General features: G+C 37.2%; 8 protein-coding genes and 1 pseudogene. 7 read left to right on the top strand and 2 right to left on the bottom strand.

Going from position 1 to position 12818, the window contains the following annotated elements; translation table 11 throughout:
- The 4 genes from ABXH34_RS14245 to ABXH34_RS14260 form a co-directional block, all read left to right on the top strand.
- A partial coding sequence (locus tag ABXH34_RS14245) for a S1 RNA-binding domain-containing protein (RefSeq protein WP_353572552.1) occupies positions 1-475 on the top strand: 475 nt, incomplete at its 5' end.
- Between the two features lie 418 nt (positions 476-893).
- Positions 894-3119, top strand: a complete 2226-nt coding sequence (locus tag ABXH34_RS14250) for a methyl-accepting chemotaxis protein (RefSeq protein WP_353572553.1) — start codon at positions 894-896, stop codon at positions 3117-3119.
- A 253-nt stretch (positions 3120-3372) separates the two neighbouring features.
- The gene (locus ABXH34_RS14255) at positions 3373-4344 is read left to right on the top strand and encodes an ABC transporter substrate-binding protein (RefSeq protein ID WP_353572554.1); all 972 of its coding nucleotides are present in this window, start codon (positions 3373-3375) and stop codon (positions 4342-4344) included.
- Positions 4341-7190, top strand: a complete 2850-nt coding sequence (locus tag ABXH34_RS14260; protein ID WP_353572555.1) for an ATP-binding protein — start codon at positions 4341-4343, stop codon at positions 7188-7190. Before ABXH34_RS14255 ends, ABXH34_RS14260 begins: the two co-directional genes overlap by 4 nt.
- An 83-nt stretch (positions 7191-7273) precedes the next feature.
- On the opposite strand, the gene ABXH34_RS14265 is transcribed toward ABXH34_RS14260, so the two are convergent.
- On the bottom strand, positions 7274-7699 hold the full coding sequence (locus ABXH34_RS14265; RefSeq protein ID WP_353572556.1) for a hypothetical protein: 426 nt from the start codon (positions 7697-7699) through the stop codon (positions 7274-7276).
- Between the two features lie 825 nt (positions 7700-8524).
- On the opposite strand from ABXH34_RS14265, the gene ABXH34_RS14270 reads away from it, so the two are divergent.
- Positions 8525-9463: a histone deacetylase family protein gene (locus ABXH34_RS14270; protein WP_353572557.1), complete on the top strand. Its 939-nt coding sequence runs from the start codon at positions 8525-8527 to the stop codon at positions 9461-9463.
- Positions 9464-9502: 39 nt separating this feature from the next.
- Here ABXH34_RS14270 and ABXH34_RS14275 read toward each other — a convergent pair whose 3' ends face one another.
- Positions 9503-9901, bottom strand: a complete 399-nt coding sequence (locus ABXH34_RS14275; RefSeq protein WP_353572558.1) for a response regulator — start codon at positions 9899-9901, stop codon at positions 9503-9505.
- Positions 9902-10264: 363 nt separating this feature from the next.
- Between ABXH34_RS14275 and ABXH34_RS14280 the strand changes: the two genes are divergently transcribed.
- A complete protein-coding gene (locus ABXH34_RS14280) occupies positions 10265-12439 on the top strand; it encodes an adenylate/guanylate cyclase domain-containing protein (protein ID WP_353572559.1) in 2175 nt (724 codons plus the stop codon).
- 149 nt (positions 12440-12588) lie between these two features.
- Positions 12589-12818, top strand: a pseudogene (gene trpD, locus ABXH34_RS14285) (anthranilate phosphoribosyltransferase); the annotation flags it as partial.

Below are 12818 nucleotides of genomic sequence, written 5' to 3' on the forward strand. Positions count from 1 at the left end.
TGATAGTTATACTCATTTCACTTCGCCGATTCGACGTTATCCTGATTTGATGGTACATCGTGCGATTAAGCATTGTTTACAAGGCCGCAGCGTTAAGAAGTTCTTGTATTCTGAAAATGAAATGCAGCTATTAGGTGAGCAATGTTCAATGACAGAACGTCGAGCAGAAGAAGCCACCCGTGAAGTGATTAGCTGGCTCAAGTGTGAGTATATGCAGAATAAAGTCGGTGAGGATTATGAAGGTATCGTTACTGCGGTTACACCATTTGGTATTTTTGTGGAACTGGATGATTTATTTATTGAAGGTTTAGTTCATGTTACTGCTTTGGGTGAAGATTATTTTCATTATGATCCAATTGGTCAACAAATGTGTGGTGAAGCCAGTGGCGTTTGTTACCGTCTATCAGATAAATTGAAAGTCAAAGTGATTAGGGTTAATTTAGACGACAAAAAAATTGATTTTGAATTAGCTTAGAAACTTCATAATTTCAGGATTGGTCGTTTTTCAAAAACTGCTAATCCTAATATCTGTTTTACATCAAATCCAGCACTCCTTAAATTTTCTCCATCTTTCATACTCAATTCAGACCTCATTGCATTGATAATAATCGAATTATATGTTGTTCATAATTCTGTCGTTAGTATCAGCATATTGTATTTTTTAATAATGGCTCAGATTGTTTTTGACAATTTTTGAAAAAGTGGTTTTTGTCACTGGTTATTATAAGGAATCTAGACTTTTAGTTTTATTTTTGTAAATCAGTTTGGCGTATAAGTACTAAACCACATGAAAATAATGTCTATTTAGAATTTTTATTGTGCCTAAAATTTGTATAATGGAATAGGTCTGAAATATATTCGTATGGAATTTCTATTGCTGGGGAGATAAATAAATGAGTCTGATAAAAAACTTTAGAATTAAGCATAAGCTTGGACTGATGTTATTTTTCCCTTTGATTAGCTTGCTCATTATATCTAGTATGGTCGTGCTGCAAAAAGCCAATACTAAGCAAAAAATGCGTGATTTGCAGGAAATCGTTCAACTATCTGCCAAATTAGACGAAGTTATTCAATACATGCAGATTGAGCGTGATACCAGTGCCGCATATTTAAAAGGCCAGCACTCTCTTACTGAAGTGGCTAATGCTCGTCAAGGCTTAGACCAAGAAATTGAACAATTTAGACAAGCCATTGTTAATCTACATTTTAGCAATGAAATTACCGAACAATTAAAAGTCGATTTACAAGCCATCTCGCAGATTTTGAATCAGATACACCCATTGCGAGAATCTACTAATGCTAAAAATATACATGAATATAAAATCATTCAACAATATAGCAAAATCAGTGTCCATTTAATTACCAAAATAAATTATCTAGCCAATGCCTACGTTCATGAAGAGTTCTTCAAACAAGAACTGGCTTTTCTCAATATTCTAGTTGCAAAAGAAAAATCAGGTATTGAACGCGCCTTGTTATCTGAAGTATTCAAACAACGTTATTTTGATGAAGGTCAATTTAAGTTATTTATTGACTTAGTCACCCAAGAGCATGTTTATATTAAAAGCAGTATTGAACGTTACATGACATCACCCCAACGACGCTTTTTTTATCAACATATCACGGAAGAATTAACGCTTGAGATTAACAAACTGAGAGAGCTTGCCTATATGGCTGCATTGGATGGCGTGATTAAAGATACGATTACCGATCAAAAAGGTAAAGTTCAACCTGTGGCTGAATATTGGGAAGCGATTCAGACTCAAAAAATCCATGCCTTAAAGCGTGTAGAAGATAAATTGGTTCAGGATTTACTTGAAAAAACCACGTTTGCTTATGATGCAGCGGCTTTAGAATTCAACTTGTTGTTATCTATCACTATTATTGTAATTTTGTTTGCACTATTACTCAGTTACTCTATTTTGCATAATATTATTTATCAACTTAATATTGCGGTCAATGTTGCGAATGGCATTGCGCAGGGCTCTTTAGACAATGATATTAAAATCAATTCTAAAGATGAAACAGGTCTGTTATTACAAGCTTTTTCTGACATGCAAACCCAATTGCGTGACACTTTAGAATATGAAATAAGCACGGTTTTACAAGCTGCTTCTCAAGGTGATTTTGCAGGGCGGATTAATGTAGAAGATAAACACGGCGTATTTAAAACTTTTTCAATTAATATCAATCAATTCCTTGATTTTAATCAACAGATTTTTGCAGAAATGTTGCAAGTCTTTGCCTCATTAGCCAATGGCGAAATTAATAAAAAAATCGAGCATGAATACATTGGTACATTTGAGCGTTTAAAACAGGATGTCAATACCACTATTGAAATCCTGACCAATATTACCCAGGAAATTAAAAAAACCGCTGATGATGTTGCTTATGTGGCAGAACAGTTGGCAGAAGGCAATAGCAGTTTTAGCCAACGTACAGAAGAGCAAGCGGCATCGCTGGAAGAAACTTCAGCCACGATGGAACAAATGACCAGTACGGTGCAGCAAAATGCAAATAATGCAGAACATGCAAACAGCTTGGCTTCTGATGCTCGAATACGTGCTGAGTCTGGCGGCAAGGTTGTGAATACTGCGGTGTTAGCCATGACTGAAATCACTTTTAGCAGCAAGAAAATTAATGATATTACCAGCGTCATTGATGAGATTGCATTCCAAACCAATTTATTAGCTTTGAATGCCGCCGTTGAAGCCGCGAGGGCAGGCGATCATGGGCGTGGATTTGCCGTGGTTGCCAGTGAAGTAAGAAGTCTTGCGCAACGCAGTGCCGCAGCAGCTAAAGAAATCAAATCATTAATCCAAGACAGCAATGATAAGATTCTCGAAGGCCAAAAACTGGTTAATAAATCAGGGGAAACCTTAGAAGATATTGTTACTTCAGTGAAAAAAGTATCTGATATTGTGGCCGAGATTGCAGCGGCGAGTAAAGAACAATCTTCAGGTATTCATCAGGTTAATCGAGCAGTGAATCAAATGGATGAAATGACGCAACAAAATGCCGCATTGGTTGAAGAGTCTGAAGTGACCAGCGAAGCTATGATGGAACAGGCTAAAGTATTACAACAACGTGTGACTTTTTTTAAGATAAGTCAATTGTAGATATTTTTTGATTAAACCAGTCATTTTAAGCTTATTATTTAGCTAATTTAGGCTAGTATATTAAAAACTCAAATCAATAGGGTTGCCAACCTTCTCAGGATAGGCAGCCTTTCTACACCTTAATTTATAACCTTACCCAACAACTCTATATTCATACACAATTAAAGTGCTTTTAACATCATATAAACCAATTGATATATTAAGCCTAAAATTCAAAATAGATTTGTTTCACATTTAATTAGAGAGTTTATCTATGAAATATTTTACTCTAGCTTTTTGCATTGTTTTGTTAACAGCTTGTACTAGCTCTACTCCTGAACCACAAAAAACACCTTTGAAGATGAGTATTAACTTATGGCCCGGTTATGCCTATGCTTTTATCGCTGAGGAAAAAGGCTTATTTGCCAAATATGGCGTAGCAGTAGAACTCATGTATAGAACTGATTATGAAGAAATGTTAGAGCTTTATGAAACAAATCAAGTCGACGGGGTATTTCTAGCTTCCACTGATGTTTTTTCTTTAAATGTCAAAGGGATTCCAACCCAAATTATTTATGTTGCTGACTATTCTGATAGCGCAGATGTCGTCATTGGCTTGCCTGAATATAATAATTTAAGCGATTTGAAAGATAAAACGGTTGCATTTGAAGGTGTTGGCACTTTTTCACAATTGCTCGTATTTAAACTAATGGAACAAGCAGGCCTACAGGAAGGTGAGTTTAAAACCGCTAATATTTTAGCCAGTCAAGTATTGGCCGAGCTTGAGGCTGGGAAAATTGATGCGGGGCATACATGGGAACCGATGGTCACTGAAGCATTGAACAAAGGCTATAAAATTCTAGCTAAGGCAGGTGATGTACCGGGGGTTATTCTCGATGTATTAGGGTTTCATAGCGATGTCATTGAACAACGCCCTGAAGATATTCAAGCGGTTGTAAATGCACTGGTTGAAGCTTATCAGTTTGTTCAAACTGATTATGATGAAGCGATCGCTATTATGGCAAAAGCCGAAGGCGTCTCAGAGCCAGAAATGTCCCAAGGGATACAACAATTGCACTTATTGCCATTGATTGAAAATCAGCAAGCAATGCAAAAAGAGGGGGCTATGTTTAAGTCTGGGCAAATTACCATCGATTTCTTCATGCAAAAAGGACAGTTTATTACCCAGCCTAACTTGGATGAGGTTATTAATCCTCGGTTTGTACAAGCAGCCAAGCAACCATGAAACTTTCAACAAAGTTGATTTTGCTCTATTTTGGCATGGTCATGGGTATTATCGTACCCATTTTGCTGTTTTTAGAGCAAAATATTTTAGAGCATGTTGAAAAGCAAATCATAAATGACCTTCAAGAACGTGCGACACAAATGATAGATAAGGTTGACCGCTTTCTATTTGAACGTATGGCTGATACGCGCGTAATGGCCAATGATGCGATGTTTATTGAAGCTGATAAACTAAGTTTAGCCATAACAAAACAACTAATTAAACACCGTAATGCCCATAATGCGTATCTTTCTCTTTCATTGGTTGATGCTGAACGTAATGTTATTGTCGATACAGAAGGTTTAGTGGGTAGTATTGTTGATATTCCTGATTCACATTGGAATCAACTACAAGCAGGTAAAACCATTATTACTATCGGCTTTTCCCAACATTTAAGACGCTCGGTTATTTATGTTTCCTCACCTTTAAAACACACAGGTCTATTTTCAGCTGTCGTGGCTCGTATTCCTGCAAGTTCTTTATATTACATATTAGGTGAAAATCAAAAAATCATTAAAAGTATAGGTACGGAGCTATTAAATAAACAAGGTTCTGTACTGTATTCAAACTACAATCGGAGTGCCATGCGACGTGGTTTGCAAGTATCTATAGACAACTTATTAGCAGATTTACGTCAAGATAGGTTGGTTGTTGTGGCTAAAGAATTGGGTTATTTAACCTTTAAAGGCAATCAATGGACGCTGATTTTACATTATCCGACCAAAGAAGCCTTTGCCACCGTTATTCAGCTAAGAAATCAAACTATGTTAGGTGCATGCTTACTCGCTCTTATCGCAATGTTGGTCGTGCTTGTGTTTGCCTATTATATTTTAAAACCTGTTACTGCATTGCGTGAAGCCTCTTTAAAACTAGGGCAAGGTGATCTCAGCGTTAGAGTGCCTGTCTCTTCAAAGGATGAAATAGGCCAACTGGCAGACTCATTCAACAAAATGGCACAATCATTAGGCGATGCTTTAGATGCCAAACGCGAAGCCAATGAACAGTTACAAGAAAAAGAAAACGTGCTGCGCTCAGTAATTAATAACATTCCTGACTTGGTATTTTGGAAGGATAAAAACTCGGTTTATTTAGGTTGCAATGAAGCTTTTGCCAAAATGAATCGAATTAGCAATATGCATGATATTGTGGGTAAAACAGATTTTGATTTAGCATGGCATCAATTGGCTGAAAAATTTCAGCTAGATGATGAAAAAGTCATATCAAATAATCAAGCAAGGCTCTATTTTGAGGAACAAATACTAGGGATTAGTGAAACTGGTCAATTAGGCTGGGCTGAAACCAGTAAAATTCCGTTGCATGATGCGAATAAGCTTGTGACAGGCGTTTTATGTCTCGCCCGAGATATTACGGCACGCAAACAAGCTGAACAGGATTTATTGCAAGCTAAAGAAATGGCGGAAATGGCAAACCAAGCCAAAAGCGTATTCCTAGCCAATATGAGCCATGAACTACGTACGCCGCTTAATGGGATTTTAGGCTACGCACAAATTCTGCAACGCGATAATAGTTTTACAAACAGTCAAAAAGAAGGCATTAACATCATTTATCGTAGTGGAAACTACTTGCTGACGTTGATTAACGATATCTTAGATTTAGCCAAAATTGAAGCAGGGAAAGTTGAACTCTATCCAACCGACATCAGCTTTATTGAATTTATGGATGATTTAGTTGAGCTGTTTCATATTCGTGCCCAACAGAAACACATTGCTTTTAATTATGAACCTTTGTCTTGTTTGCCTATTGGTATTCGAGCAGATGAAAAGCGTTTGCGCCAAATCCTGATAAATTTACTGGGTAACTCGATTAAGTTTACAGACCGTGGTGGCGTGACCTTAAAGCTTGATTATCATGATAATACAATGCTATTTCGGATTGAGGATACAGGCATTGGGATTGCTCAAGCTGATATTGAGACGATTTTTCAACCTTTCAAACAAGTCAGTGATACTTTGCATAAAGCGGAAGGCACAGGTTTAGGTTTATCTATTACGCGTCGTTTGATAGAAATGATGGATGGCCAATTGAATGTTGAAAGTGAGTTGGAACATGGCAGCGTCTTTTGGTTTAAGCTATCGTTAGACAATGTTTCCCATTTAATAAAAACCAAGAAAAAAGAACAGCTTGTTGTCATTGGCTTTGAAGGTCAGACCCGTAATATTTTAGTGGTTGACGATAAAAAAGAAAATCGTTTAGTGATGCAAAATTTACTCAGCCCATTAGGTTTTTCAGTAATAGAAGCAGCCAATGGACAAGAGGGTGTGGATAAAGCCCTGCTCACTTCTCCAGATTTGATTTTGATGGATTTAGTGATGCCTGTCATGGATGGATTTGAGGCTGTCCGCTTGATTAAGAAACACCCTAACACTCAAAATATACCGATTATTGTTGCATCAACCAGTGTATTCGATTTTCATAAAAAACAAAGTATTGCTGCGGGCTGTAATGATTTTTTACCTAAGCCATTTGAAGTCGATGATTTACTAAATAAGTTACAGGAGCAGCTTAATCTAGTTTGGGTTTGTGAGGAAATAAATGAGAGATTTGAACAACAGGAACAATCTAGCAGTGATGATAAAGAGGTTTTTGTATGGCCAACGGTAGAAAAGCTAAATACTTTACTAGATGCAGCCAATATGGGAGATATCCAAAGAATATTAGAAATTGTAATAAACATGGAACAGGAAAGTCCCGAATTAAAACCTTTCACTCATAGAGTAGAGTTACTTGCAAAAGATTTTAATGATGATGAAATTATTAACATAATAAAACAATACTTATCTTCGTGAAGAATGAAACCAATATAAAAAGGCTGCTAGCTCTCAATGAACTAACAGCCTTTATTTTCATCTAAATAATTGATTGGAATAACTTAGTGAGCATGACCTGCACCGCCGCCCCAGTCTCTACGTGCTGTTGAAATTGTAACTGTAAAGCCGCCAACAACATCTAACAATGACATCAACGTTAAAATTAAGAACGTAGATGAGCCTGCATCTTTCACTGTTAGAAAGATAATCAAAAAGGCTAAGAATGTACCCATTGAAATGCCATGCTCGATAATCGAAGTTGTACCCGTACGAGTGGATTTGAAAATCTCAACATATAAAAACACCACCCCTAAAATAATCAACAAGTCACTAATCGTTGGTGACCAAATGGCCTCAGAGATAAGAGAGATAGAGAATAAGGGTTCTGCCGTTGTAGTGAAGTTCACACCTGAAATCATCATACCTAAATAAATAATTAACAGCACTGCAAATAAAGGTATCAAGTTAAATATTTTAAAAGGGTTCATAAAAATTCCTTTGCTGGTATATGAGACTAAAAAAAAGAAAATAACCTTTGTGCTGTAATTATAAACAACTCTTTGCAAAAAGGCATGTGTTGATGTGAAGTCAATATTGTTTTAGCAGATGTGAGTTTAATTACATTTTGTTTAACATAGTACAAACTCTACGACAAACCTAATTTTAAGCAGAAACCTTTATCTATCAGAATATTATATATTTTTAAGAGCTAAATAAATTATTTTAGTATTTTTATCTTAAATTGAATTTAAGAAGGTTATCTTATAAAAACAGTAGGTTGGAATGTGTTTTCTCACTTGGCACAGCGGTTGCCTTATAGGTAAACAAGTCTTATAGCTCAATATTTAAGTTTTCAGAGAGCGATAAGCAGTAGTATTTTCCTTAGTTGTTTGGTTGTTGCATTCATACTTTCCTCCCTCGGTTAGGAAACGTGATATTAGGTTCAAACTAGAACGAGAATATCACGTCTTTTTTTTGCTCTTATCTCCAAAATATTTTATATTATTTTCTGTGTTTAACCTCGCTTTTATTTCCTTTAAGGCTATTTCTGAGGTCGATAATGGCCTTTTGGCTTTGTTTCTAACAATCTTTCCAATCCTCCAGCTCAATATGTGTTAAACAGTATATAGTTAATTCCTTTTCATGTATTAGGACTGCGAGTCCTTGAAGGACTTAATCTATATTTAGGTATGGTTAAGAAATCCAATAGCCTGAACTGAAAAATAACAAAAATATACAGTCATCCTGCTAATTGCGCTAGAATAGAGCCATAACTAAAATTTTTCCAAGGACAGTTTGACGAAGGAGATGGAATGAGTATCGCCTATATTTATCATCCCGATTGTTTGGAACATGAAATGGGAGAGGGGCATCCTGAGCAACCTGCCAGAATTAATGCCATTGAAGATAGAATGCGGATGGCACATATTTTTGATTTTGTTAGACATCATGAAGCACCTCTGGCAGAAAAAAAATATTTAACCCGTGTGCATGATGCTAAGTATGTTGATAAAGTTTTATCATTTGCGAGTTTGCCTGATGGTGAGCATAATTATCTTGACCCCGATACAATTATCACCAATAAAACACCTAAAGCGGCATTACGTGCGGCGGGTGCGGCTGTATTGGCTACAGATTTAGTATTAGGTCACAAACATCAGCATAAAGTTGCCTTTTGTAATGTGCGTCCACCGGGGCATCATGCAGAACGAGGTGGGGCAATGGGTTTTTGCTTTTTTAACAATGTTGCAGTGGCTGCAGCTCATGCGGTTCATGATTATGGATTACGTCGTGTGGCGATTATTGATTTTGATGTGCATCACGGTAATGGTACAGAAGATATTTTCCGCAGTGAGCCTCGAATTTTATTTTGTTCTAGCTTTCAACACCCATTTTATCCATTTTCTGGCGGTGATGTGATTAGCGACCATATTATTAATGTTCCTTTACCCGCAGGCACAGGCGGTGACAAGTTCCGTGAAGCCGTGATTATGCACTGGATTCCCGCTTTAACTAAGTTTGCGCCTGAAATGATTTTTATTTCTGCGGGTTTTGATGCTCATGCTGAAGATGAAATGTCCAATTTCATGTTGCGTGAAACAGATTACGCATGGGTCACAAAAGAGTTGTTGGTGATTGCGGATAAATTTAGCGATGGTCGAGTTGTTTCTATGTTGGAAGGTGGCTATGACTTATCATCTTTAGCACGTAGTGTCACAGCTCACTTGAAAGTTTTAATGCGGATGGATTAAGCGCACAAGTATGGAGTGCTGTTGCGCTCCATTATCAATCTATTGACATTGCATCACGTAAAAATACCACAATATGCTTTGGTGATGTTCAGTTCCTGAACAGATTTGGTGTTGGCAGGAAAATCCATTAGCAATGACTTTGGATTCGGGTTTAGCACGCAATTCTGGTGATAAGCTTAATTCTGCCATTTGTCGCGACATCTCTGCATTTTTTGTCTCAATCCCAAAACTACCCGCCATGCCACAACAACTGGCTTCAATAAATTCAAATTTCAATTCTGGTATAAGTTTTGACAGCACTACCCTTGATTTAATGGGCAAATACACATCCATTAAAATAAGGTTGGGTTGTTTGCTATGTGCTAACTCAATTGCTTGTTCACCATTAGCAGCACATACACATTCAAATCCTTTGCGTATCAAACGTCGTGAAAGCATGTCACGACCCATTTCATAGTCTTCAACATATAGAATTTTTTCATGCTTATCATCTCCAATCGATACTATTAAATATAATGCTACATAATCAAAAATTGCAAGATAATAGCTAATTATTTTTTACAATAAATACAATAATTAAATGGTTTTTAAGCATGCTTACCGCAATTAGCAGTAAAATAGTTTTTGCTGTAACTAAAATACATAATCACTCACTGACAATTCAGTCAGAAACTCAACACAGAATTTTCCTACCAACTTCAACTAAAAGCTGCGATTTTTTATTCAGCAATGTGGTATTATTGCGACTTTCCTATTGCTTCATAGCATTTTCCCGAAGGTCTTCAATAATTGTCCTGAGATATGACCCTGCAACAATCACCGACAATTCTCATTGTGGATGATGAACCAGACAACGTGAGTGTGTTGTATGAATTTTTATCCACTAATGACTACGAAGTTCTTGTTGCAGAAAATGGGGAAGAGGCGTTGCAACTGATCGAGTCAAATACGCCCAACCTCATCTTGCTTGATGTCATCATGCCTGCGCCAGACGGCTTCACTTTGTGCGAACAACTTAAAAAAAATCGCCAGATTAAGCATGTGCCTGTCTTATTTATGATGGCGCAAACAGAATCTGTCGACAAAGTACGCGGATTCAATATCGGCGGCTTGGACTATTTGACCCGTCCATTTCAAATTGAAGAAGTGTTAGCACGGATTGAAGTTCACCTATCTGTACAAGTATTGCAACTGCAAATTGATGCACAGCAACAAACCATTACTGATTTAAAAAACCAAATCACTGAAATTCAAAACGAAACTGAAACCCACAAAAGTAAACTCAGTCAACTCAATGACGTGTACAAACGTTTTGTGCCGCAAGAATTCCTTAACGTATTGGGTTGTAAGAATATTTTAGATATTAAACTCGGTGATTTGGTTGAAAAAGAAATGACGGTGATGTTTTCCGATATCCGTGGTTTTACCGAAATTTCTGAAAATATGACCCCAGAAGAACGTTTTGACTTTATTAATATTTATCTAGGTCAAATGGAACCTGTGATACGCGAGCATAATGGATTCATTGATAAGTATATTGGTGATGGCATTATGGCATTATTCCCCATCTGTGCGGATGATGCGGTGCGGGGAGCAATCTCCATGCTCAAAAAATTGGATGATTACAATGAATTATTAAAAGAAGCGGGCTATCCTTCTATTTCTATTGGGATTGGGATGCACACGGGCATGTTAATGTTAGGCACGGTGGGCGGTCAGAATCGTATGGATGGTACGGTCATTGCGGAAGCCGTCAGCGTTACAGCACGAATCGAAGATTTAACTAAAAGTTATAAAACACCGCTATTAATCACAGAAACAACATTTAATCGTTTAGAAAATAAATTTGAGTACAATATCCGCGTTATTGATCGGATTAAAAGCAAAGGCAAAAATAAAACATCCGTTATGGTTTATGAAGTGTTTGAAGCGGATACGCCTGAGCAACTTGAGTTAAAAGATGAAACTTTAGAATATTTTGAAGAAGCCTGTGCTTCCTATCACGGCAAAAAATTTGAGCGGGCTAGAAAATTATTTGAAGAAGTGGTTGCGAAAAATCCACATGATGAAGCGGCAAAGTCCTATATCGAACGCTGCAAAACCCCTGAAGAAGTGGAAGCGGCACGCCAGAAATTTACCAATGAATTATTTGAACTCAACAAAGCCTATGAGCGGTTTATCCCACGTGAATTCTTGAAATTATTGGATAAAGAAAGCGTGGTCGATGTACAATTAGGCGATCATGTTGAACAGGATATGACGATTTTATTCTGTGATATTCGTGGTTTTACCGCTATGTCAGAAAAAATGACACCGCAAGAAAACTTTGACTTTATCAATATTTATTTAGGACAAATGGAACCTATCATCGGTGAACATCGTGGTTTTGTAGATAAATACATTGGTGATGCGATCATGGCCTTATTTCCCACCAGTGCGGATGATGCAGTGCAAGGTGCGGTGGCGATGCTGAAAGGTTTAGTCGAATATAATATTTTATTACAAGAAGCAAATTATCAAGCGATTAAAATCGGCATTGGTTTAAATACTGGGCCTTTGATGTTAGGTACGGTTGGTGGGCCTAATCGTATGGATGGCACTGTGATTTCTGATGCGGTAAATTTAGCGGCTCGAATTGAAGGCTTAACTAAAATTTACGGTACAGCCTTGCTAATTACCGACCAGACCTATCAAAATTTAGAAGATATTGCCCGTTATCATATTCGCGTAATTGACCGTGTAAAAGTCAAAGGTAAATCCGAAGCAGTCACAGTATACGAAGTTTTTGATGGTGATAAACCTGAAATTGTCGAGCTAAAAGCCAAAACTTTGAATGACTTTGAAGAAGGTTGCGTTTATTATCATGGTGGTGAATTAGATGCTGCTCGTACCGCATTTGAAAAAGTATTAGGCATTAATGAGCATGATGATGCCGCAATAGTGTATTTAGAACGCTGTACTGAGTTTTCTGATTAAGCAAAATGTATTAAACTAGGAAGGTTAGCGGTTCCTATGTTTAGAACATACTAAATGACTAATTTAGGTTTTTTTGACGCAGAGCGTCAGTTCTGTATTCCAACGGAAACCGTCGGAACAAGGACAAGCACAAACTAATATAGAACAACATGGACATTAAAACAGCACTGAAAACGGTAATTGAACGCCAAAATCTCAGCTATGAACAAATGAGCGAAGTCATGAACAGCATTATGACGGGTGATGCTACGCCCTCACAAATTGCAGGGTTCATGGTCGGCTTACGTATGAAGGGTGAAACGGTGGATGAAATCAGTGCAGCAGCACAAGTCATGCGCAATTTAGCCACACCCGTTACATTAGCAGGCCAAAAATACTT

The sequence above is a fragment of the Candidatus Albibeggiatoa sp. nov. BB20 genome (assembly GCA_016744725.1).
GTDB lineage: Bacteria > Pseudomonadota > Gammaproteobacteria > Beggiatoales > Beggiatoaceae > Albibeggiatoa.